The 23496-nt window shown below is 35.9% G+C and carries 19 protein-coding genes and 1 pseudogene; 3 read left to right on the top strand and 17 right to left on the bottom strand.

Annotated features, from left to right (window positions below):
• Positions 1 to 38 precede the first annotated feature (38 nt).
• The 3 genes from prpC to I6E78_RS11540 all read right to left on the bottom strand — a co-directional run bounded on the left by prpC (position 39) and on the right by I6E78_RS11540 (position 2831).
• The gene (prpC, locus tag I6E78_RS11550) at positions 39 to 1163 is read right to left on the bottom strand and encodes a bifunctional 2-methylcitrate synthase/citrate synthase (RefSeq protein WP_197182542.1); all 1125 of its coding nucleotides are present in this window, start codon (positions 1161 to 1163) and stop codon (positions 39 to 41) included.
• Positions 1164 to 1188: 25 nt separating this feature from the next.
• The gene (gene prpB, locus I6E78_RS11545; protein WP_011328451.1) at positions 1189 to 2061 is read right to left on the bottom strand and encodes a methylisocitrate lyase; all 873 of its coding nucleotides are present in this window, start codon (positions 2059 to 2061) and stop codon (positions 1189 to 1191) included.
• A 71-nt stretch (positions 2062 to 2132) separates the two neighbouring features.
• Positions 2133 to 2831, bottom strand: coding sequence for a GntR family transcriptional regulator (locus I6E78_RS11540; RefSeq protein ID WP_011328452.1), 699 nt, complete (start codon positions 2829 to 2831; stop codon positions 2133 to 2135).
• Between the two features lie 263 nt (positions 2832 to 3094).
• Here I6E78_RS11540 and rsmF point away from each other — a divergent pair, with 263 nt between their 5' ends.
• Positions 3095 to 4543, top strand: a complete 1449-nt coding sequence (gene rsmF / locus I6E78_RS11535) for a 16S rRNA (cytosine(1407)-C(5))-methyltransferase RsmF (RefSeq protein ID WP_041454719.1) — start codon at positions 3095 to 3097, stop codon at positions 4541 to 4543.
• A gap of 228 nt (positions 4544 to 4771) precedes the next feature.
• On the opposite strand, the gene I6E78_RS11530 is transcribed toward rsmF, so the two are convergent.
• From I6E78_RS11530 to I6E78_RS11505, 6 genes are read right to left on the bottom strand one after another with little or no spacing between them, the layout of a single operon-like run.
• Positions 4772 to 5494, bottom strand: a complete 723-nt coding sequence (locus tag I6E78_RS11530) for a VpsP family polysaccharide biosynthesis protein (RefSeq protein ID WP_086994989.1) — start codon at positions 5492 to 5494, stop codon at positions 4772 to 4774.
• The gene (locus tag I6E78_RS11525) at positions 5487 to 6215 is read right to left on the bottom strand and encodes a tyrosine-protein phosphatase (protein WP_197182541.1); all 729 of its coding nucleotides are present in this window, start codon (positions 6213 to 6215) and stop codon (positions 5487 to 5489) included. The genes I6E78_RS11530 and I6E78_RS11525 overlap by 8 nt, the downstream gene beginning before the upstream one ends.
• A 3-nt stretch (positions 6216 to 6218) precedes the next feature.
• On the bottom strand, positions 6219 to 8432 hold the full coding sequence (locus tag I6E78_RS11520) for a GumC family protein (protein WP_197182540.1): 2214 nt from the start codon (positions 8430 to 8432) through the stop codon (positions 6219 to 6221).
• Between the two features lie 20 nt (positions 8433 to 8452).
• Positions 8453 to 8974 carry a polysaccharide biosynthesis/export family protein gene (locus tag I6E78_RS11515; RefSeq protein ID WP_089368429.1) on the bottom strand — a complete coding sequence of 174 codons (522 nt, stop codon included), beginning with the start codon at positions 8972 to 8974 and terminating at the stop codon, positions 8453 to 8455.
• Positions 8971 to 10188 carry an outer membrane beta-barrel protein gene (locus tag I6E78_RS11510; protein WP_197182539.1) on the bottom strand — a complete coding sequence of 406 codons (1218 nt, stop codon included), beginning with the start codon at positions 10186 to 10188 and terminating at the stop codon, positions 8971 to 8973. The genes I6E78_RS11515 and I6E78_RS11510 overlap by 4 nt, the downstream gene beginning before the upstream one ends.
• The gene (locus tag I6E78_RS11505; RefSeq protein ID WP_089368431.1) at positions 10172 to 11575 is read right to left on the bottom strand and encodes an undecaprenyl-phosphate glucose phosphotransferase; all 1404 of its coding nucleotides are present in this window, start codon (positions 11573 to 11575) and stop codon (positions 10172 to 10174) included. Before I6E78_RS11505 ends, I6E78_RS11510 begins: the two co-directional genes overlap by 17 nt.
• Positions 11576 to 12460: 885 nt before the next feature.
• Here I6E78_RS11505 and istA point away from each other — a divergent pair.
• Both istA and istB read left to right on the top strand, forming a co-directional pair.
• Positions 12461 to 13953, top strand: a pseudogene (gene istA, locus I6E78_RS11500) (IS21 family transposase).
• Positions 13946 to 14698 carry an IS21-like element helper ATPase IstB gene (istB, locus tag I6E78_RS11495; RefSeq protein ID WP_197182538.1) on the top strand — a complete coding sequence of 251 codons (753 nt, stop codon included), beginning with the start codon at positions 13946 to 13948 and terminating at the stop codon, positions 14696 to 14698. Before istA ends, istB begins: the two are co-directional and overlap by 8 nt.
• 363 nt (positions 14699 to 15061) lie before the next feature.
• On the opposite strand, the gene I6E78_RS11490 is transcribed toward istB, so the two are convergent.
• From I6E78_RS11490 to I6E78_RS11455, 8 genes are all read right to left on the bottom strand, one after another.
• Positions 15062 to 16018, bottom strand: a complete 957-nt coding sequence (locus I6E78_RS11490) for a phosphoribosyltransferase (RefSeq protein WP_011328461.1) — start codon at positions 16016 to 16018, stop codon at positions 15062 to 15064.
• Between the two features lie 197 nt (positions 16019 to 16215).
• Entirely contained in the window at positions 16216 to 16944 is a 729-nt protein-coding gene (locus I6E78_RS11485; RefSeq protein WP_089368434.1) for a WecB/TagA/CpsF family glycosyltransferase, read from the bottom strand.
• Between the two features lie 12 nt (positions 16945 to 16956).
• Positions 16957 to 17754, bottom strand: coding sequence for a glycosyltransferase family 2 protein (locus I6E78_RS11480; protein WP_182683396.1), 798 nt, complete (start codon positions 17752 to 17754; stop codon positions 16957 to 16959).
• A 36-nt stretch (positions 17755 to 17790) separates the two neighbouring features.
• Positions 17791 to 18978 carry an EpsG family protein gene (locus tag I6E78_RS11475; RefSeq protein WP_011328464.1) on the bottom strand — a complete coding sequence of 396 codons (1188 nt, stop codon included), beginning with the start codon at positions 18976 to 18978 and terminating at the stop codon, positions 17791 to 17793.
• Between the two features lie 53 nt (positions 18979 to 19031).
• Positions 19032 to 19946, bottom strand: coding sequence for a glycosyltransferase family 2 protein (locus I6E78_RS11470; protein WP_011328465.1), 915 nt, complete (start codon positions 19944 to 19946; stop codon positions 19032 to 19034).
• A 35-nt stretch (positions 19947 to 19981) separates the two neighbouring features.
• The gene (locus I6E78_RS11465; protein WP_197182537.1) at positions 19982 to 21259 is read right to left on the bottom strand and encodes a flippase; all 1278 of its coding nucleotides are present in this window, start codon (positions 21257 to 21259) and stop codon (positions 19982 to 19984) included.
• A 219-nt stretch (positions 21260 to 21478) separates the two neighbouring features.
• A complete protein-coding gene (locus I6E78_RS11460) occupies positions 21479 to 22507 on the bottom strand; it encodes an acyltransferase family protein (protein WP_179807284.1) in 1029 nt (342 codons plus the stop codon).
• Between the two features lie 61 nt (positions 22508 to 22568).
• The gene (locus I6E78_RS11455; RefSeq protein ID WP_197108138.1) at positions 22569 to 23435 is read right to left on the bottom strand and encodes an ATP-grasp fold amidoligase family protein; all 867 of its coding nucleotides are present in this window, start codon (positions 23433 to 23435) and stop codon (positions 22569 to 22571) included.
• Positions 23436 to 23496 lie beyond the last annotated feature (61 nt).

Raw genomic sequence — 23496 nt, 5'->3', positions numbered from 1 at the left:
TAAAAAAGGTGAGCACTTTACGTGCCCACCAAATAATTTTAACGTGATTCGATAGGTGTGTAGCTACGTGCATCTGGCCCAGTGTAATCAGCACTTGGACGAATAATACGGTTATTTGCACGTTGCTCTTTAACGTGTGCTGTCCAACCTGTTACGCGGCTCATTACAAATATTGGCGTAAATAATTTGGTCGGAATATCCATAAAGTGATACGCCGATGCGTGGAAGAAATCAGCATTACAAAATAACTTTTTCTCGCGCCACATTACTTCTTCACAACGAACAGACACAGGGTAAAGTACATCATCACCTACTTCTGCTGCGAGCTTTTCAGACCACTTTTTAATAATTACGTTACGTGGATCTGATTCGCGATAAATAGCGTGGCCAAAGCCCATAATTTTATCTTTACGCTCAAGCATGCCCATAATTTCTTGCTCTGCTTGATCTGCGCTGGTGAAGTTTTCAATCATGTCCATTGCCGCTTCGTTAGCACCACCATGTAATGGCCCACGTAACGTACCTATGGCACCGGTTACACATGAATGAATATCAGATAGCGTTGATGCACACACACGACCAGTAAAGGTTGAGGCATTAAATTCATGCTCTGCGTATAAAATTAGTGACACATTCATAACTTGAGCAAATAGCTCAGACGGGGCTTTATCGTGTAATAAGGTTAAAAAATGCGCGCCAACTGAGTCGTCATCTGTTTGCGTTTCAATGCGTACGCCATCATGCGTAAAGCGATACCAGTAACAAATAATACTTGGAAATACTGCAACCATGCGGTCAATCGCATCATTGGCTTCGCTAAAATCATTTTCCATTTCAAGGTTGCCCAGCATAGAGCAACCTGTGCGCATTACATCCATTGGGTGTGCGTCTTTTGGAATGTTCTCAAGCACTGTTTTAAGTGCTTGTGGTAAGCCGCGTAAGCTTTTTAGTTTAGCTTTGTATTCTAAAAGTTCACTGGTTGTTGGTAATTCGCCACGAGATAATAAAAACGATACTTCTTCAAACTGCGCTTTTTCAGCAAGCTCGCTAATATCGTAACCACAATAAGTTAAACCTGAACCTGTTTGGCCTACTGTACATAATGCAGTTTGACCTGCTACTTGTCCGCGTAAACCTGCACCCGCTAATACTTTAGTACTCATAATTTATCTCCTTAAATTGTTATTATTATTTAGTTGATGAAAAAAGGTTATCTAGGGTATTTTCATAGGTGTGATAATCTAAAAAATCATAAAGCTCAGCACGGGTTTGCATATTTTCAATTTGGCTTTGTTGCGAACCTTCATTTAAAATTGAGCTATATACATTATAGGCTGCTTTGTTCATCGCTCTAAATGCGCTTAATGGGTAAAGCACCATTTCAACGCCCACATCGCCTAACTGTTCTTTAGTATAAATAGGCGTTTGACCAAACTCAGTAATGTTAGCCAATACAGGAACGTTAATCGCTTTTGTAAATGCTTGGTAGTCGGCAAGGTCGTGCACGGCTTCTGCAAAAATGGCGTCTGCACCGGCTTCAACACACGCTGCTGCGCGCTCAATAGCGGCATTTAAACCTTCTTTTTGAAACGCATCGGTACGTGCCATAATGTAAAAGTCACTATCGGTTTTTGCATCTACAGCAGCTTTAATACGGTCAACCATTTCACCTTGGCTAACTATTTCTTTATTTGGGCGGTGGCCACAACGCTTTTGCGCTACTTGGTCTTCAATATGAAAACCGGCAGCGCCTGCTTTAGTCATTTCTTTTACTGTACGGGCAATATTAAACGCACCACCCCAACCTGTATCAGCATCTACTAATAAAGGTAAGTCGCTTGCACCGGTAATACGGCGAATATCTTCAAGCACGTTATCAAGGCTAGTCATACCTAAATCAGGCATACCAAAAGAAGCATTGGCAACACCAGCACCCGATAAGTAAATTGCCTGATGACCCATTTTTTCAGCCATCATTGCTGTGTACGCATTAATAGTACCCACTATTTGTAATGGGTGATTATTGGCAATAGCCTGTTTAAACTTTGATCCTGCTGACATTCGTTTCTCCTAACTTTGAACGGTGGCTGCTCTGGGGCAGTTTTGATATTTTAAATACTAAAACGATTTATTTAACTGGCTTTAGTTTGCGCTGCAAGTAAATCAAATTTAGTTTGAATATTGGCTTGTGAAGCACTTATGTGGCGCTTCATCAACATTTCGGCTAATTCACCATCGTGGTTTTCAATCGCATTAATAATAGCTAAGTGCTCATCAAATGCTTTTGATACCCGCGGACCAACCATACCCATTTGTACGCGGTACATTCTTATTAATTGATAAAGGTCGTGGCATAGCAAATGAATCAAGTGGGCATTTTTACTGCCTTTAATAATGCGGTAATGAAAATCTAAATCACCTGCTTCTTGATAGTACGACTCGCCTTCTTTTACTCGTTGCGTTTTTAAATGCTGATTAAGTAATTGCTTTAAACCTTGGACTTCATCGGCTGCCATATTGTCGGCAGCAAGACGACACGCCAAGCCCTCTAAGGCACTGCGCACTTGATAAACTTCTATCAAGCGATCTGCTGTTAACGATACAACTCGGCAACCTATGTTGGCTTTACGCTCAACTAAATAACAGCTTTCTAAACGATTTAACGCTTCACGCAGCGTTGCACGGCTCACTCCATAACGCTTTGCCAGTTCTGGCTCAGATATTTTACTGCCTTGTGCTATGCTGCCCTCTACTATTTCTCGGCGCATATTTACAAACACTTGATCTGATGCGGTTGTAATAGGTGTTTCATTTAACAGGCTTTGCGTCATAGGTTACTATTAGATTGTCGACAATTTATAAAGCCACTATGAACTCACTACCACTAAGTGTCAACCCTAAAACAGTATGTAAAACTTAAAAAACACACTTATTGTCGACATCATTAGCCTAAAGTATAATAATTATCTGCTCTAAAGTGATAAACCACTGCTAAGTGTCGACACCAATAAAAACTAACTTTTTACCTGTTAAGCACTGAAACACACTTTAAGAAATGTTATTATTTGTCTTTAATATAACGACTGGCCAAACCGTGGACGCAAATACCTTTATCCCCGAGCACTTTATCGATGATGTAAAAACCTATTTACCTGCACACCTAGATATAGACGACTTTATTAATGCTTGCCGGCGGCCACTACGAAAATCTATTCGTGTTAATACCTTAAAAATATCTGTTACTGAGTTTAAGCAATACGCTAAGCAAAAAAATTGGCTACTCACTCCTATTCCATGGTGCGAGGAAGGTTTTTGGTTAGAGCGCCCTGCCGCAGAAGAGCAAAACCTAGCACTTGGCAATACCGATCTTCACCTTAGCGGTGCTATGTATGTTCAAGAAGCAAGCTCTATGCTGCCCCCCATAGCACTAAAACAAAGTATAGAGCACACTAATTACGTTCTTGATATGGCATCTGCACCTGGTTCTAAAACTTCGCAGCTTGCTGCACTAATGAATAACCAAGGGGTGTTGGTTGCAAATGAGCTTTCGTCATCACGCTTAAAAGTACTTAGCGCTACTTTAAAACGCATGGGAGTAGGTAACTGTGCGTTATCGCATTTTGATGGGGTGATTTTTGGTAATTATATGTTTGAGTGCTTTGATAGCATTTTACTCGATGCCCCCTGCTCTGGCGAAGGCACAGTACGAAAAGATGCAGATGCACTAAAAAATTGGTCAATCGACTCTAATATTGAAATTGCCCAAGTACAAAAAGATCTAATTAAAAGTGCATTTTACGCCTTAAAGCCCGGTGGAACCTTAGTGTATTCAACCTGTACGCTTACTCCACTTGAAAACCAACACGTGTGCGACTTTTTACTCAGTGAATTTGGCGACTGTATAATACCCGAGTCTTTAAGTGATCTATTTCCTGGCGCAAGTAAAGCAACTACGCCAGAGGGGTATTTACATGTGTGGCCGCAAACGTTTGACAGTGAAGGCTTTTTTATTGCCAAATTCAAAAAACAAGCAAGTAGTGACAACCCTAATCTAAAAGTCAAAAAAGGTGCTTTTCCGTTTCAGCAATTTGAGAGCAAAAAAAGTGCTGTTTTTATGCAAACACTTAAGCAACAATTTGGTTTAAATACCTTACCGGGCATATTAATGCAGCGCGATAAAGAGCTGTGGTTATTTCCGCAGGAGTTTGAAGCTGTGCAAAACAAAATTAAATACGCCCGTTTAGGCATTCAACTTGGTGCCATTCATAATAATGGCGTGCGTTTAGCCCACGAGTTTGCAACCGCATTTGGTAAGCAGTGTAAAAGTAATGTGTTGCCTTTAACCGACACTCAAGCTAACGACTACTTTCAGGGTAAGGATATTCGCTTAGCTGATGTAAGCCAAAATACAGGAGAGGTTATTTTAACTTTATGTGGCTGCCCTATTGGCTTAGGTAAATGGCAAAAAAATAAAGTTAAAAACTCACTCCCACGCGATCTAGTACAAAATACGCAGCTAATAACATGGGCACAAAGCAATTAAACAGCGTTTAATGTAAAATGTGAGTATTAAAACATGTATACATTTTTGAATATAATTGGGTTGTTAAAAGTACTTAAATTCGGATAATAAATGTGCGGTTTTAATGATTTTAGCTATACTTATATGTACTTTCTTCTTCTCCCTATAATCAAGAAAGCGTCTTCAGTTAACGTAAGGCTCAACTAAGGGTCATTTTATAGCCCAGAGTTTTTATAACTCTGGGCATTTTTATTTGCCACTACCACAATGTTTTTTAAATATATAACTTTTGCGAACAGAATCGAAATCGCCACCAAATTGTAACGATAAACACAATATGGGTAAGCTATTACTTTGTTTTGCAATATCAAATACTTGATTGAATTTATAGCCATACTTAACTGCTAACTTCAATTCGTTAACATATAAAGCTTTGTATTGTGGAGTTAGCTGCGACCAATGAATCAACGCTATTTGAATAATACCTAAATGTACATCAAGCTTATAAGGTCCTACTTTTTTTGCTTGTTGAATATAATCATAAACCTGCTCTGTGGGCCCATCTTGATAACTCACCACTTGCGCCAATGCTATCCAAGTTTCTGCCCATGTTTGCCTTAATTCAATAGACTTTAAAAGCGCTTGTTCGGCTTGTTTATAAGCATGCTGATGTGTAGGAGCATTAATTACAGTCGGCTGATTTAAAATACTTACTGATAATATTTTTATATACGCATTCAAGTGCCAATAATGAGGATGGCTTGGCTCAAACTTAGCTGCTAAAGTAATAGCTTTTTCGGCCTGCTTTAATTCTGAGCGCTTAATTGGAGAGGACAGCTGTTCCAGCGTATTTCTAGCGTTAAAATACCAAGCATTGGCGCGTATGCTTTTTATACTGTAATAGGCAATAAACAAAGTTATAAGCGCTAAAACAATAATAGGGATTAACCTATTTAATTTAAAACTAATCACAAAATAGTGACTCAGTTAAGCGCCAAGGGTTAGTTACAAATAACATATGTGCTTTATCCTCCCCTACTAAATTACTCACAATGTGTTTTGCTTTACTAAGTATTGGCGGCCTACGTTTTACCGAATGCGCATCAGAGGCAACATAATTAACTAAATTACCTTTAAGCATGTCATTGCTAATTTGTTTTGCTTTATCCCCCCACCCACCTTCAATACTTGAAGCGGTTAATTGAAACTCACAACCTAACTGCTTTAAATGTTCTATATAAAAAGGATTAGCCTGAATATCACGGTTACGTTCAGGGTGAGGTATAATCACTTTAATATTTTGTTTTACTAACCAGTCAATAAACTTATCGTAGCCTGGTGGTACATGAGAATGTGGTAGCTCTAACAATAAGTAATTTGCTCCGGCTAAATTCCCAATGAAGGGCAATTTATTTGCCTTTACCAGTGCCATTAACTCTATATCAAGGCGTACTTCTGCCGCTACTGCTAGTTTTATAGTAATTTGAGCCTGTTTTGCATGCTCTTTTAAATCAGCTAAGTCTCTGCGAAGTTGTACCGCGGAGTTATCAAATCGCCCTATATGAATATGCGGAGTAATCACCATATGTGTTATTCCATCACTTTGCGCTAGCTTTAATAATGCTAAAGATTCATTTAAATTTTTAGCGCCATCGTCAATACCGGGTAAAATATGCGAATGAATATCAATCATAATTTAGCCATTAGGTTTAGGTTTTTCTGGCGGTTGTGAGTAATCATAATAATCATAGTATCCGTAGCTATGCTCATCTTTAGTTTTGCTCATATCTACTTGGTTAAGTATAACGCCTGCCACATGTGCTTTTACCTCAAACAAACGCTCTAACCCAGCTTTAATCGGTTTTACCCTTGTTACGTCTGCTCTCACTACATACACTACCGAATCAACACTTTGTGCAATTACTAATGCGTCACTAACCGCTTGTGTTGGGGGAGTGTCAATAATGATGTGATCGTACTTGGTTTTTAAAACCTTTAATAACTCATCAAAACGGGCGCTAGAGAGTAACTCTAACGGATTTGATGGTATTTGCCCACTTGGCATAATAGCAACACCAGAGCGCTCATCTAAATGTACGCACTCAGAAAACTGCTCTGTACCAGTAATTAAATTACTTAATCCCGGGTGAAATACAGGTATATCAAACCGTTTTGCTAAGCTGGGTTTACGTAAATCAGCATCAATCAGTAAAACGCTCCCCATTTGCGCAAGCGATAAGGCTAAGTTAGCTGATGTGGTGGTTTTCCCTTCACCTGGGACGCTTGATGTAACTGCTATTATTTGATGATTTCGGTCTAACTGAGTAAGCAATAAGCTTGTTCTAAATGTACGCACAGATTCTGCAAAGCGACGGTATTTATCCTCTAAATATGCGTATATCGGAAACGGATTCTTTCTCGATATTTTAACTTTGGGTAATAAACCTAGCATGCGTTGCGCTAGTTTACTTTCAACGTCATTTTTTGTTTTTACCGTATCGTTTAATGCATCAAATATAAAGCTCATCACTACTGCAAAGGCAAAGCTAGCTATAAATGTAATTATTACAATAAGCTTTTTATTGGGCTTACTGGGATATTTAGGTGTGTATGCTCTATCGGTAAAGCGAGCTGCTGCTGAGGTGAAGTCGCTGGTTACTTCGGTTTCTTTAGAGCGAGATAAAAATGTATTAAATATATTTCGGTTAGTTTCAACTTCACGTTTTAACTGATTATACTGCGTTTCTTTGCGTGTAATATATTGATAATCATCTCGGATTTTTTTTAGATCAGCTTCTAATGTATTAACGGTTCGAGTTGTTCTGTTTAACTCTTTTTCGATACCTGTAACTAGGCCTTTAATTTGCTTATTTAAATTAGCTTTTACAGTTGCAAGTTCAGCTTTAGCAGAAATCATTTTTGGGTGCTTATTGCCATATACTTCGCCCAAGTCACTCACTTTTCGCTCAACAAGTACTAACTCGCGCTTTACATCTTGTACTACTTTATGTGATGTTATTTCCGGCATACTACCTAAAAATTCTATATTATTATTTCCATACTCCTTGATTACTCTGTTTATACTCTTTAAATTATTTCTTGCAGCTCGAGCATCAACTAGCTGCTGAGACATTTGCTCTAGCTCTTGTGTCACTAGCCCCGCAATACCTTCTATATCAACTAATTGCTGCGCCTCTCGGTACGCCTGCAATCGAACCTCTGAGTCATCTAATTGGATCCGTAATTGTGACAAACGTGTGTTTAACCAGCTTGTTGCCTGTTGCGTTATCCCCATTTTGGCGCGCATTTGGCTGTCTATGTATACCTCACCTACCGTATTTGCTACTAAGGCTGCAAGTTTAGAATCACTCGACTCAAAACTCACCCTAACTAATTGCGTTTTACGAATTGGTGAAACTATTAATGCTTTATTAAATATACTAAGCAAATCTTGCATTTGTTGCTCAACTTGATCTTCATACGAGAGCGCAGCAACTTCTTTTTTATTTAAAAAAGGCAGCAACTCTTTAATTAGTATATTAACTTCATTAAATATTGAAGGTTTTGGAATAAAGTCAGTGTGTGACTGCAGATCTAGTTTCGTAATAACTTCACGCGCAATACTGTCTGACTTTATTACCTCAAATTGAGTTAAATAATATTCTTTTTGGTTTGAGTCTAAACCATATATTTCTTCAAAACTAACCGCTTTAGCCTGCTCAGCTTCAATTAATAACGTTGCACTTGCTTTATATTTAGGTATTAAAGTTAACGTAATCATTATCGCTAATAATGTAATAACTATCGCAAAGCTCAAAATTCGCCACTTTGCTTGCTTAATAACATTAAAGTTAATGCCCAACTCAATTACATCATCATTATTATTTAATTTTTCTGATTTTTGATTCATTCATCACTGCCTTTAACGGCTTAAAACAAGCGCTGTTCTATTTTAATGGTGTCGCCCGCTGCAATTTGACTGTTTAAACTGCCTCTAATTTGTTGCTCTTTGGTTTGTTCTTTAAAAATATATATTTTATCTATCGATGCTCGCTCTGTTAATCCACCGCCAAGTGCAATCGCTTGATTTACTGTCATTGCCGGCTGATAAGGGTATGCACCTGGGTTATTTACCTCACCATGAATATAAAAAGGTCGATATTGTGTAACTTGCGCATACACATTGGGGTTAACTAAATAGTCAGGCTGTAGCCCTCTTATTATTATTTGTTCAACCTGTGATGTATTTAGGCCAGCAAGCTTAACTTTTCCCAAAAAAGGGTAATTAACTTTGCCACTGTTACCTAATAACGCCGTCACATCTAAATCTGGTTGGCCAAAAACTTTTATTTCAATTTTGTCACCTGGCCCTAGAGTATAGTTTTGCGCATTTTGGCCAAAACTATTAAAACTTAATAAAAAAGCCAGGCAAACAAGCATCCAAAATTTCATCGATTAGCCTTTAAAACAAAGGTAAAATTAATCCCGACAATGACACGATCATATTCAATCGTATTTTGATTAGAGTTTTTATCTATAAAATCAACGTAACTAGATACCATCCCAAAGTTACTAACCAAATAGTTTAAACCTAGTCGAGCCGCTGTTGTTTTATCTTGTCTGCCAACATCCCCAGTGTATTGCTCATCTGCATAATTTAAACTTGCCAACGAACTAAAGTAATTACTCCAATTGTGATCCCAGGTAATGTTATAAACACTCTCTTTAATATAATCACCTGCTACTAAGGGATCTTTAGCTGAGCGGCTAGTTAAAAATTGTAACGATGAATAAGTAAGTGGTTGCCAAAGTACTGCGGCTTCCCAGCTTAAACCGGTAAAATCTTCACGTAGGTCAGAAAAAAAATCTTTGTCTTGATAACCGACTTTGAAGGTACCGGATGTTACCGCCGTTGCCTCCCACTCTATTCCCAGTAATATTTTTCTGTCATCTGAATCTCGTGAAATACCATTGGCTTGCAAAACATCATAGCGGTACTTTTCTTGTGTTAGCTCCAAAAAAGTGCGCGTTGCTGCAAGCGTATTGTAGTAACCGGTTATTCCCACTAAAGTTTTATCATAATCGCGATATTGAGATACAGGTCTAAAATTTTGGTATTTTTTATTGAAAAAACCACCAATAAGCGCAACTTGAGCTTTAGAGCTTTTTGCGCCATATTCATAACGCGTTGTTACATTTTGCTGTTGGTACTTTACTAATTCATTAACAATATCCCCCAAACCTTCGGTTAAACCACTACCTCTGGGTTCATATAACCAATCTGCATCACCTTTAATATCGAGTCTATGCTGTTGGGTAAACTCTTTATGAACGCTCGCTGCTGTGGTCACTTGAGTGAAGTTATCTGTGGTATCTTTATTATGAAAGGACGTTATTGTTCCAACATTAAGCTTATAATTGTCTGGGCCATCTTCAATTACAGCCGAAATGTTAGGTGATATATTCCATATTAACCGCGATTCCTCATTAGTTGGTGTTCTAAAAAAGTTATTATTAGTACTCACTCCTGTTTGTAGTGTAGGCGTTATTTCGGCACCATCTTTTGTAATAATACTACCTGGTTTTAGGTTAGCCGTTGCATAAGGACTGCCCCCAATACAAACAACGAGTAGGCAAGGGGCAATTGTATTAGTAGGCATTTTCATTCTTAAATCCTTTAAATATTGTTATGATTATTATTTTTATATCAAATAGTAATGACCAGTTCTTAATATAGTGTAGGTCATACTCTACACGTTTCGCCATTTTTATTAACGTATCTGTTTCACCACGCCAGCCGTTAACTTGCGCCCACCCTGTAATGCCTGGTTTGGCTTTGTGCCTAAACATATAAAACTCTACTTTTTTTCTATACTCTTCGTTGTGCGCAACCGCATGAGGTCTTGGGCCAACAATGGACATGTCACCTTCAAGTACATTTAAAAACTGAGGAAGTTCATCAAGACTCGTACGTCGCAAAAATCGGCCTAATTTTGTTATCCTCACATCATTTTTTGTAGCTTGAGTTACCACTTTGCTGTTTTCTGTTACTGTCATTGAACGGAATTTCCAAACTTTTATTTTTCGTCCATCAAGTCCGTAACGATCTTGCTTAAATATTACAGGACCAGCTGATGTTAATTTCACTGCCGCGGCAATAACTAATAGTAATGGCGAAATCAAAAACAATATAATCATTGAAAACACAATATCCTCTGTACGCTTAATAAACTCATGAGCACCAATGCATGGCGACTCAAACACACTCAAAGTATCAACTTCGCCAACATGTTCAATACGCGCATGTATAAGATTAGAAAGCAAAAAGTCAGGTATTATATGCACATCAACTGTGGTATCACCCAGCTGCAATAAAATGTCTGCAATACGTTTTTCTGCTTTCATGGGAAGAGCAATATATAACACATCAACTCTGCCCTCTCTTGCTAAATCCACAGCTTTTTGTATGTTGCCTGCAACATCATGAGAGGCTAATTTACTAAATAAACGCTCTGGGTTTCTATCATCAAAAAACCCTAAAAACTTAAAGCCTAACTCATCATTCTTCTCAATTTCATCATATAAGTAAGCAGCGGTTTCTGTAGCACCAATGATGGCTACATTGCGTAAATATGAACCAAATTTACGACGATTTCGCTTATACAAGTACACAGCTAAGCGCCATAAATATAAATAAAGCATGCTTAATAAAAACCACAAGCTAATGCCAATCCGAGATAAGGATTCTGAAAACTTAAAAATAAATGATATAAAAAACAAACAAGCGAATGAAACTAATAAAGCGCCCCAAACACACAACATCATTACCCTAAACTTCCCTGCTCGCCACGATCTATAAGTGGAAAATATTTCAGCGCAATATAAGTAAATTAATGCAACACTTAGCACTGATACCATATAAAAAGAGCTTAGATTAAAGTTATAAAATAAGGCGGAGCATTGAAAAGCAAAAAACAATGCAAAAATATCGAAGAGTCTATAAAAGCAGGCATCTGACGAACCTGATAACTTAAATGTCCTTGAAGAGCTCATAACTATTAATTCCTATTAATTGGTCTCAGGTAAGAAGAAGCATCACTAGACTATGGAATTAATACTAAATTAACATCTCAAATTGCACAATTAACATACAGGCGGGTTTACTAATATACAAAAGGTTAAAGCTATTTTATTAAACATATTTCTTAAAATATAAATGTATCTAAACTACAACTCCCCATCTAAACAACAGCCCTTTTTTATGTAATCATGCTTAGATATTTAAATAAACAATGCATGAATCCATCTGGTTAATATTATGAGTAGGGTATACGTAACTTACTCTCTCAGTAAAAACTATGCCGATGAATAAAAGCTAATAGCATAATATTACAATAAATTTTGCACATTTTTGGCTCTGTTCTTGATGTGTAATTTGCCCTACAGCTATTTTTAATTATCATCTACTTAGTTTTAGCAACTACATTCATTTACTAACAACATAATAGCAACCTATTACCTTGGGGCTTAATTACTGTTTACTTGAAGGTTTTAATAGTTTTATTTATAGCCAATAAAATAAACAACTTAAAAAAACAAACACAAAATAAACAAACATAAAACAAAAACAAACATAAAAGATCGCTTTATACAGCCTGCTTATCAGTGTTTAGGTTTAAACTGCGACTATATAAAAACTACTATCAACCAAACCCTGTGAAATAGTACATTTTTACCCTAGTGTAATCCTTTAGAAAAATAATAGGCTGTACAAAAAGTAAGAGAGCAGACCGCTAACTGGTTTAGATAATAATTAATAACACAACCGAAAACACGTTATAAGTGTTTGCTTCTAAGTTTTAAATAAGCTATTAAGCGACAATTACGGTGGCCGGTTGATCTGATAAAGTTCGGTACAGCAGAACGGAGGAGTTCACTGTGCCGGGAACACGAATCACTGATCAGCAGGTCACTATTTATATGAAACATAGAAAGCGTAATAGCCAAGTTATCGCGGCTGCGAAAGCAGGTATTTCTGAACGTTCAGCAAGGCGCATTGATAAACTGGATGAGCAGCCATTGTCTAATAAACGCCAATGGCGAACGCGTATAGATCCACTGAATCTATCTGGGACAGTATTGTTGTCCCTCTACTTCAAGGTGATGCAACGTTAACTCCAGTGGGAATTTTTGATCATCTTTGCGAGTTTCACACCGACAAATTTAACCCGAGTTCACGGCGTACATTAGAGCGTCGAATTCATAAATGGCGGGCACTGTATGCCTCAAGTAAAGAGGTCGTATTCCTGCAAACACACGAGTATGGCCTATTAGGTATGTGTGATTTTACACATGTGAAGTCACCCGTTACCATTGCTAGTGAACCCCTAAAGCATATGTTGTTTCATTATCGTATGCCCGCCAGTGGCTGGGCTTACGCCCAAGTGATTTACGGCGGTGAAAGCTTTGCTGCTTTTTCTGATGGCGTGCAAAACGCATTTAAAGCAGCCGGCGGTGTGCCTAAAGAAGTGCGTACAGACAGTCTGAGTGCCGCGTATCGTAATCATACTAATGATAATGATTTTACAGAGCGCTTTAATGAGCTAGTTATCCATTATGGCTTTAAAGCGACCCGCAATAACCGTGGTATTGCGCATGAAAATGAGGCTATTGAGAGCCCTCATGGGCATCTTAAATCGCAACTGGAGCAAGCATTAAAAATCCGTGGTAGTTATGACTTTCAGACAAGAGAAGTCTATGAACCGTTTGTTGCCGATATTGTTGCTCGCCGTAATCGCCGTGTAAGTGATAAATACGCAGTAGAGCAGCGACAATTACATGCTTTACCAAAGACGATGAGCGTCAATTACACCGAGCATTATCTAACGGTGTCACGTACGAGTACTATTTCATTGAAACGTGTTACCTATAGCGTCCCGTCACACCTTATTGGTAGCCGATTACTTGTTCGTTTATATGACAACCGTTTAGAACTACGCTATGGCAGCGACTTAGTTCAAACGTTAGCGCGTGTCTATGCCTCTAAGGGGTGCCGTGCACGTAATATTAGTTACTTGCATGTTATTGACGCACTGGTTAAAAAACCACTGGCATTTCGCTACTCACAACTACGTGACGACTTACTCCCGAGCGACAATTACAAAGCTATCTGGGAATACGTTAATGCCCACCTTTTAGCGGATGAAGCGAGCTATTACATGGTGAAATTGCTCCATTTAGCGAAACAAAGTGGGTGTGAACGTCAATTAGGACGATTTGTAGCAGCGTCAATTACTCAGCGACAATTACCGGCCATCCGAGAATGTGAAGCGCAATTTTTAGTTATTGCATCAAACATACCCACAATAACAATAAAGCAACACAGCTTGAGCGCTTATAGCAGCATGATACCGGGAGGTCTACATGGATAACTTCACGGCCTCGTTACCTTTAATGTTGAAACAATTAAAGCTTAGCACCATGCTTCAACAGTGGAATACCCTGGGCAAAAAAGCGATAGAAGAACAATGGAGCCCACAGCAATACTTATCTGAGCTGTGCCATATTGAACTTGCGACACGCGATGATAAACGCCTTCAGCGGCTTTTAAAAGATGCAAAATTGCCAGTGGGTAAACACCTTAGCAGCTTCGACTTTACCCTTGTTGATGGGGTTAGTAAGCCCCTTGTTGCTGATTTAATAAATCAGCCGGATTGGTTGAAGCACGGTGGCAATATATTGCTATTTGGCGCCAGTGGTCTTGGTAAAACGCATATCGCCAGTAGTATCGGTTATGGCCTTATCGAGCAGGGCCATAAAGTTAAGTTTGTTGCCGCGTCAGCGATTGTTCAACAACTCCAGCAAGCAAAGCGACATTTACGCTTGCAAGATGAACTTGTAAAGCTCGATAAATACAGCTTATTAATCGTTGATGACGTTGGTTACGTTCGAAAAACTGAACAGGAAACGAGCGTGCTGTTTGAATTGATAGCCCATCGCTATGAGCGACACAGCATGATCATCACATCAAACAAATCATTTGAACAATGGGATGAACTATTTGAAGATTCAACAATGACTGTCGCGGCAATCGATCGTTTGGTTCATTATGCAACGATTATTCATTGCGAAGGTGACAGTTACCGGCGCAAAACAGCGCTCAATAAGAGCAAATGAAATTCGGTGTCAACCGGCCAAGATAATTGACGCGGAACCGGCCAAGTTAATTGACGCTAGATAATAAGCATAGTGCGTCTATTATTTGGTGGGTTTAAGGTAGCCTGGGGGAATGTTATACTGCACACGGTGGCAATGACTAACCAGTAAGGCTTACACAAACGTTTGGCGTTAGTTAATAAACAAAAAACGCTAAGTACTGAAGAGCTTAAGCGCAAACAATATCAAGCCTAAATACGGTGAATACTGAAAACTTAGCTTTTATATTTTGAGTTGATGGGAGCCCTACACACTTGCAAATTAACAATAATATAAGCTAGGCTCTATTTATCTAAAGAACAAGATAAGTCTTTGTAAATAAAGTTAATATAATTTTTTAATCTGATTTTTTATGCCACGAGGTATAAACGAAGCCAACCGTTCTTTTAAGCTTGTAACTGCTTCATGCTTTAGATTATAAAAGCCGTTGTTAATTATTTGGTTACTAGCTGCACAAAAAACTGGTTTTTTAGTGATATGATTAATTTCAATACTTTGCTTATAGTCGCTTTCAATAAAAAGCTCTGCACTACTTTTTTGATAAAATAAAGCTTTATGCTTTGCATGACTAATTTGCTTTTGTCCTCCTTCTTTACCAGGTAAATCTTGCATAATTAAATACTCGTATTCTACTTTATACTTTTTTAACCATATCTCAGTCTGTTCTCGATACTTTTCTGACCGGCTGGTAACAAGCGCATAAACTTTTCTAGAGGGTATAAATAATGGCTGTGCATTTAAAATAAACTCAATGTACTTTTCGGCATCATTAGTTTGCTCTTCAGTAGGGTCAATACACAAAACACCATCTATATCTAAACAAGCAGTCGTTAAAATTGGATGATGAAAAATGTTCCATTCAAACACCCTTGGTGATGGTAGGTACTCTAGAAAAAAATCAACATCATTTCTTTGTTTTAGCGATGAGTAAATTGCACATGTCGTAATTTTACTGTGTAAATATGTGGGAATTAAAGCCATATCAGCTTTAATCGAGTCACCTTTTGCAATACTGTCATCCACTAATAATATTTTTTGTGCGTTTTGTGGGTATTTTAAATATTGATTTTTACTTTTTCGTGTACTTCCTGTTTTGAGCTCTGAATTATTAATTAAAGAAATCAAATCCGTACAATGAATATTCAAATACAATGCCAGCATATTAGCTGGTGTTAAACCACTTCTTGGAAGGCCTACAATTAAATCAAAGTTTAAACTCTGTATTTTAGGCAAGTGTTCTTTTATATCCTGACTTAAATGACAATAACTTTTATAATTCATTAGAATCACCCTCCCTTAAAAACATTTTACCTAACATACTAAAATTATTATTAATTACATTGCTTTTATTAAGGTTAGTACAATTTATCGCAATAATGTAGATCTCACGTCAAAAATAGCCATCAAATTGTTATTATATCTTTGATTTAAGCGTTAGCTTCACGCTAATAGAAATTAACTTTTACCACTCCCTTTAATTACAAAACTCTTTTAGTACTGGAGCGATATACATTTAAAAAAAACAATGGGATCCCGACAACATAACGAGAAAATAACCTTTTAGGCTCTAGAGCAAATCTGTATAGCCACTCAAAACCAAGCTTTCTAAATATCGTCGGTGCGCGCTTTACCCTACCCGCTTGAAAATCCAATATTGCACCACCACATATTATTATCATTTTATTTTTGCTCTGTAGTTTTAGTTGTGTAGCTATCAGCTCTTGCTTAGGCATACCCATAGCAAGAACGACTACGTTAAGACTCTCAGTTTGATACTGTAAATTGTGCTCAAGATAACAGTCGACATCTTTAAACCCATTTAAACTATAATATTGGGAGGTGTTAAAAAGCGAGGTTGCACCTATATCTAACCAAGGTTGCTGAGTACCGTACGCAAAAAGGGTCATTTCCTTGTTAGATAAATATAATTGCGAGATTAATCGCGGAATAAAGTCTGTACCATTTAAGTTAGATTGAGGGTCAATATTGTTGTACAAGCACGCTAATTCAACCCCTTTACCGTCTCTGAATAAATAATCTAAATCGAAAAAGTTAGCTTTTATAGCATCACTACTACTTATTAAGTTATATGCATACTGATTTAAAAAACCGATCGAAATTGCTTTATCCGTATTTGTGATACGCTCTAAAATACTGGCTAAAGATACCTCATTGACTAAAGTTAATGACTTTAAGATAGGGTCCATCGCTTTAAGCTCCTATTTTATTACTTTAAAGTCAGCAAACTTTATTTTTCTTTGTGAATAATAAAAAATACCAACCATAAGCTTTCGCAAATAGTGATAGTAAAGAGCAGTACTTTTTAGTTTGTGGTTATTTAATACCGCGAAAGAGCCTTGAAAATACTTATATCTAAATTCTGGTAATGGATCACGATGGCCAATAGCTGCAGAGTTCATAAAAAATATAACCTTACTAATAAGTGAAGCTTTTATTGCAAAGTCCAAATCTTCACCTCCATTATTTTTAGCGCCGACGCCAAAGTTTTCATCAAACAGCCCTACTTCATTAAATACTTTAGATGCATAAAATGTAGTGTTAGATGATGCGTATCGTATTAAGTTTGACGAATTATGTTCATTAGAAGTAAAGGGGCTAATACTTGGTGCTGATGAAAATTGAGTATAAAACAATTCAAATCGACTGAGTGCTTGTAGTTCATTAAAGCTATTCCAAAACCCTTCTGGGTACCAACAGTCATCATCTGGGCAGGACACGAAATCAAAATTATTCAATGAATACCGACTGTTCACTTCTTTAATAAGCTTATTTCTGGCCTTTGATAACGACACAATATGACTTTGACTAATTGTGATTAGCGTATAGTTACTAGCTAGCCCAAGTAAACACTCTTCACTGTAGCCATCTGCACTTTGTAATAGTACATAGTGTACAAATTGAATGTTTCTTACACTATTTATCGATAATATTAGTCTTTTTAAGTCTTTGATATTTTCGTCATTACATATACATGTTGTTAGTAATAAAATTTTCATTACAATCCCTATAAGTAGTTATTACATAATATGAAGTTAAAATTTTATAAAGAAATAATGGTGGAACATTCCGTTAAAATCGAAATCAGAAATATAAATTCTGTACCACAAAAATAAAATAAACGCGATTAAAGATAATGAAAAAAACAGTAGCTTTAGCCTGACAACACGTAGTATTAAAGAAAATATATATACCAAGCCAATCCATCTAAAATAGTCAAAGTAGGCATAATAGCGTAGCTGTAAGAAGTTTGTTGTATGCATAAAACAAATTAATACGATAATACCTATATAATAAAACCACATCTTATCAAATGTCGATTTACGCCTAACCATATAGGCGAATATAGAAAGCAGTACGATAGCAACATCTAAAAGCTTAAATAGTATTCCTGAACCTCTATCATCTAATTCTTCATAATTGGTAAATGTGGCGTAATAAACTAAAAGGTATAATATTGATATTGCCGCAGAGCCCATAACGACATATAAAATTTTGTATCTATTACTTCTTTCATCAGAGGCCGTAACATAATAAACAACAAAATAAATTGCACAAACAACCACGGCTGCATTATGTGTTAATGATGCGATGACACCAAAAAAAATGGCGAAGCGTATTTTGTCAAAATATAAAAAAAATAGAGTAATAATTAAGAAAGAACCTGAGCAATAATGCCGTATCATGTTAAACATGTTTGTAAATTTCATTGAATAAAAAATAAAAAACATCAGCGCTAACGCAATTAACACCTCACTAAATTTAGCTGAATCTAATATCTTGTAAATAACAATACATGCTGGTAAATAGATAAATAACGTAATCGTATACGTATAAAATATATAATTGCCATTCGTTAATTTTGAAAAGAAGTAAGAATAGCCATGATAAATCGGCTCCGATATTTTCGGTTGTACCAAAAAGCCATCATTAATAAAAATTGCATAATCTTCATCAAAAATACTCAAAAAACCATATTGATAATTATTGAATGCAAACCATTGGGTTGAATACCAGCCTAAGTCATTGCCTATTCCTAAAAAATCGCCAAATGCCCATGCTTCTTTGTGTAAATTCATATTGCAAAAAAGCAAAATAAAGCTAATAAAAAAAACGTAAAGCCACTCAGATCTTTTAGTTGTTAAATACGTGAATAAAGCAAAAATTCCTATATAAAAAGGCGCTAGCAGTGAAACTAATGATACAAAAACAAGAATCAACATTGTTCTATTTAACAGAAAAGTTTTATTGTGATAGATCAAAATAAAGCTTCCTTTTACTTTGAGTAATATTGATATTTCATCCCAAACTTTACGAGTAACTTAAATGATTCATAAAGTTGTTCGCTTGTTCTTGAGCGCCATACTATTTTTGTGAACAAAAATTTAAATAAAGAGAAATTGCGCCCATGTTCAAGCCAGTAATTATGATAGTCAATTGTGCTCCACCTATAATTCAAATCGTTTTGCTCTGAAGCTGACAACGTGACCTTATTACTTAGCTCTTTTTCTAATTTACACCTGAGCTGTACGCCTGCTATTGGTCGAGTACCTGTGGTAATACTCGCTCCATTGTGGATTGTATGCACAAAGACATTTTCAGCAAATATGCACACACTATAATTTTGAATAAAGGCCTTTAACATTAAGGTATGATCTTGTAAGTAAGGTGTATCATAAAACCCACCTATGGCTTCTAAAACACTTTTTTTAATCATTATCATTGAAGTATAACAACTCCCAGATAGCAAAAAGGTCTTAGCGTCATGGCCTACAAACTTATCATCGTTTGCTAAAACACCTTTACCATTTTCTTCTACTTGCATATGGCTACAACAGACAGCAGGCTGCTCTTGTTGGTGTTTAAAAAAGTTAAGTTTTTCGAGTAATTTCCCATCTATAAAAAAATCATCATCGTCTAAAAAAGTAACATACTCGCCATTGGCTTGCTTAATACCAATGTTTCTGGCAATCCCTGCTCCTGAGTTTTTTTCTAATGGTATGTATTTTATTTTTTTAGAGACAATTAAATCCTCTAAAATAGACTCTGTATTTAGCTGATGCTCTGACCCTTTACCATTATCATCAACAACTATTACCTCACAAAGTGAGTTTATAAGTGCACTTTGTATTGCATTTCTTATTTTTGTGACTCTTCCATAAGTAGGAATAATGATGCTTAACTCTACCATTTAGCTTAATCCTTTTTAATTTTTATAAATGAAATTTAGCATAACCAAGTTTTTAACTTTGTTATTTTATATACATCAATCGACATCCAAATATTCCACAGCACTAGACTCATGCTTACAGCTAAAGCCGCCCCAATTGCTTGATAGATAGGCACTAAAATAAATAACAACAACACGTTTATTAATAATGTAGCCAACAATGCTTTTAATGAACGTTTTTCATTTCCTGTCATATTCAGCACTAAACCAACAGAGCCAAAACAAATATTAATTATTTGGCCAATACATAAAATAATAAGAATTGGATGGGAAGCCAGATATTGCTCTCCAAAAAGTATTCTTATAAACCAATCCCCAAAAAAAATTAAAACAACCGCTATTGGTATTGAAAAAGTGGCGCTTAACTTTACACTTTTAGTTAGTAAAGCCTGTGTTGACTGTATATCGCCACTTCTATACAACCTAGCAACTTTAGGGCCTATAATATTGTTTACCGCTGCAAACCCTAAGGTAACTAATGTCACCCCTTGTAAAGCTACCTTAAAAGAAGCGACAGACTCTTTATCATCAAAGTAGCCTAAAAATACGTTTGCAAGCTGTGTATTCATGGTGCTAATAAATATCATTAGCGTAAACGGGAGTAATGCAATATGCCATTTTTTAAAATAGTAAGTAGGTTTAACATGGTTAAGGTTATTCGATCGCTCTTTAAATATTAGCCCTAAGCCTAATAACAGCGTTAATGCCGATGTTATTAACTGTACTTTTATAAGCAGTAAACTGGTGAACTCAGTTTTTGATACAATAAAATATAAGTAAACTAAAATGGCTAAAAATGGCATCAAAATAAACTCTGGAAATAAGCCTAGAATTGGTTTTCTAAAACCGTTTAAAATAGCTCCTTGTTTTGCAGAAAAGCTTTTTATAGGGATCAAAAAAATTGCAAACCAAAGTAAACTAGCAGTCTGGGAACTTATTAAGCCTAAATATAAAATAAGCATGGTCGTAAGCATCACAAGCGCAGAAATACTGATAATAAATGCCGATGACCACCTGAGTAACCCCTTTAATTCTCCCCATTTACCTTCTAATTCAGCATGTGCAATTTCACGGATCAATAATTGTGGTAAACCTGCTATAACAGGTATTGTGACTATGGCAATAATTGATAAAACATAGGTATATAAGCCATATTGCTCAGGTCCTAAATAACGGGCAAGTATTACGCCTGCTATAACGGATAAAGCACGGCTTATCATTTGTAAACCGGCTGTGCCTAAAAACTTATTTAAAATAGCTGGCGATTGGCTCAAAAAACTTACCTTGTAATAATAGAGTCATATTTATAACTTCAATAAATCAAAATTTTAAAATTCAATAACTAAATAAATTAACTGACTGACTGTTTTAGATTTATAAAGATCTCAGTGTAGTAACCATATTAGTAATGTGTACTGCTTTATTAAAATTCACTAATCACTGCTACGTAAAAAATGCGCACATAATTAGTACTCATATACAAACATCGATTCCTATGTCGACTTTTGTGCATATTTAACAGTACTTTTTTGCCCTAAAAAAATTCGTGATGCGTAATTACTTTTTGATAATACAATTTCAACTGCAATCGGACCAAAGATCCCAAAGAACATGCCAAATACAATATTAAGCTCTGTCGATTGCACACCTAAATAAACTAGTAACATTCTAGATAAAACCAAAAAGTAAACATGGTATAAGTATATTGAAAATGAATATTTACCAATAAACACAAGGGGTATAATCTTTATTTTTGCAAAGTAAAATAATGAACAACCAACAAAGCCAGTTACTAGCCCCATTAGGCTGTTTCTTTCAAAGTTACTCTGGCTTTGTAGTTGTAAAAATTTATACAACATAAGGCCAGCAAACAAAGTTAATAATATTGTAACTAACTTTATATTTAGCTTTTCTTCGCTGTGTCTTTTTGAGCTAAGTAAGCACCCTAACGAGAAGAAAGGTAATAAAAAGAAAAATCCAGATAATGAAAAAAAATAAATTTCTGTAGGCATAAATACGCATAAAATAATCCCCGTAAATAGCGCAAATATGTATTTATTTTGAGTTGTAGTTTTTATAAATGATGATAAGCCATAAAATAAAAACACCAAAAACATTGCTTGTAAAAACCAAAAATGAAATTTACTTTCCCATATCACGCTAAAGTAATAAGTAATATTGGTTATTTCTATTTTTTGATTTGCTCCTAAAGTATGTGCCTGAATAAATAGATAAATTGGGCCTACAAAAATTAGAGGAATGATTAGTCTAAAGTACTTTCCTTTTAACATAGAAAAAAATTGCTCTGATGTCACTCCTCTAAAAGAGAAAATAACGCCGCCTAAAAATGCAAATAATGGCATTCTGACATTTTCTAACATTAAGTTAAAAAAATAAAAGTCGTTATTTTCGGGTAACTTTAAACCTGATATATTTGGTTCACCTATTAAGTGATTAAGTACTAATAATAAACAAGCCCACCCTCTGAGTGTTTCTAGGCTGAGAATTTTTTTTATTTTCATCTTCACTCCCTTAAAGTAAAAGCGTGAACCATTTATTAAATATACTTATTCTCTTAATTTATTAACCATTGTTTTTAAAAGCTAATTTCATTTTACTTGCTAACTCCCTATCAAACTTTTCAGGCAAGAATTTAATGTACCCATTCCCAGGAGTAAACGTTAATTCACCAAAATATATTTTATCTTGAATATAGAGATCAACTCTTACAAAAGAAAATGAGCTACTCAATGCTTCTACAATTACAACTGCCTCTGCAAAATTTTTTGGTTTGAGTTCAACTTCTCCAATATCACATCCAGCCCTTAAGATTGGAAGTGGTTGCCATAACCTTGAATAGTAGTTGTGCGTTTGCTTATTGCTTGTCCTTTGTGAAATTACCTGCACAAATTCAATTACGCCCTCTATACAATAAAATTTATAGTCTTTTAGGCCATCTGTTGATTCAATAAACTCTTCACAAATAACTAGCTGCTCAACGTTTTTATACTGTTTTTCTTTACTTATTGCATAAAAATCAGACTTTAGCCATTGTGTAATTAATTGGCGAATTTCAGCATTACAATGATCATTTTTATTATTGATAACAAGATTATAGCCACTACCGTTATTTAGTTTTATGACAAATTTATCTGGCATTTCGGTTAAATTAAAATCTTCAGCTACGGTACAAGTTTTTAGTAAGGTTGGAAGGTATTTTTCACCGCACTTATCAGCGACAAATGCTCTAACTTTATATTTATCCACAAAAATAGAAAAATCAGTTAGTTTCTTACTAAGTTTCCACGAGAAAATCCTATCGCTAAAAGTAAGCACTTTCTTTTTTGAATAAAATTTACGGTGAAGCTTTAAATATTCATATCGAATATATATAGAGTCAGGTATCAATACCTTTAATTTATTTTTCAACAGTTTCAAAAATAAACCCATCCGTTGACTCTCTTAAATTTACTAAACGTAAAATAATTTTTCTAACTCCAAAATTGGAGCT

The organism is Pseudoalteromonas sp. NZS127 (assembly GCF_015864805.1).
GTDB lineage: Bacteria > Pseudomonadota > Gammaproteobacteria > Enterobacterales > Alteromonadaceae > Pseudoalteromonas > Pseudoalteromonas nigrifaciens.
The sequence above is the reverse complement of the archived record's forward strand: the minus strand, read 5'-3'. Positions and strand labels throughout refer to the sequence as shown.

What these genes read in the sequence shown, in the direction of transcription:
- prpC (WP_197182542.1), bottom strand. Translation starts at nt 1,163, where the DNA reads ATGAGTACTAAAGTATTAGCGGGTGCAGGTTTACGCGGACAAGTAGCA.
- prpB (WP_011328451.1), bottom strand. Translation starts at nt 2,061, where the DNA reads ATGTCAGCAGGATCAAAGTTTAAACAGGCTATTGCCAATAATCACCCA.
- I6E78_RS11540 (WP_011328452.1), bottom strand. Translation starts at nt 2,831, where the DNA reads ATGACGCAAAGCCTGTTAAATGAAACACCTATTACAACCGCATCAGAT.
- I6E78_RS11525 (WP_197182541.1), bottom strand. Translation starts at nt 6,215, where the DNA reads ATGATTGATATTCATTCGCATATTTTACCCGGTATTGACGATGGCGCT.
- I6E78_RS11520 (WP_197182540.1), bottom strand. Translation starts at nt 8,432, where the DNA reads ATGAATCAAAAATCAGAAAAATTAAATAATAATGATGATGTAATTGAG.
- I6E78_RS11515 (WP_089368429.1), bottom strand. Translation starts at nt 8,974, where the DNA reads ATGAAATTTTGGATGCTTGTTTGCCTGGCTTTTTTATTAAGTTTTAAT.
- I6E78_RS11510 (WP_197182539.1), bottom strand. Translation starts at nt 10,188, where the DNA reads ATGAAAATGCCTACTAATACAATTGCCCCTTGCCTACTCGTTGTTTGT.
- I6E78_RS11505 (WP_089368431.1), bottom strand. Translation starts at nt 11,575, where the DNA reads ATGAGCTCTTCAAGGACATTTAAGTTATCAGGTTCGTCAGATGCCTGC.
- istB (WP_197182538.1), top strand. Translation starts at nt 13,946, where the DNA reads ATGGATAACTTCACGGCCTCGTTACCTTTAATGTTGAAACAATTAAAG.
- I6E78_RS11490 (WP_011328461.1), bottom strand. Translation starts at nt 16,018, where the DNA reads ATGAATTATAAAAGTTATTGTCATTTAAGTCAGGATATAAAAGAACAC.
- I6E78_RS11485 (WP_089368434.1), bottom strand. Translation starts at nt 16,944, where the DNA reads ATGGACCCTATCTTAAAGTCATTAACTTTAGTCAATGAGGTATCTTTA.
- I6E78_RS11480 (WP_182683396.1), bottom strand. Translation starts at nt 17,754, where the DNA reads ATGAAAATTTTATTACTAACAACATGTATATGTAATGACGAAAATATC.
- I6E78_RS11475 (WP_011328464.1), bottom strand. Translation starts at nt 18,978, where the DNA reads ATGTTGATTCTTGTTTTTGTATCATTAGTTTCACTGCTAGCGCCTTTT.
- I6E78_RS11470 (WP_011328465.1), bottom strand. Translation starts at nt 19,946, where the DNA reads ATGGTAGAGTTAAGCATCATTATTCCTACTTATGGAAGAGTCACAAAA.
- I6E78_RS11460 (WP_179807284.1), bottom strand. Translation starts at nt 22,507, where the DNA reads ATGAAAATAAAAAAAATTCTCAGCCTAGAAACACTCAGAGGGTGGGCT.
- I6E78_RS11455 (WP_197108138.1), bottom strand. Translation starts at nt 23,435, where the DNA reads ATGGGTTTATTTTTGAAACTGTTGAAAAATAAATTAAAGGTATTGATA.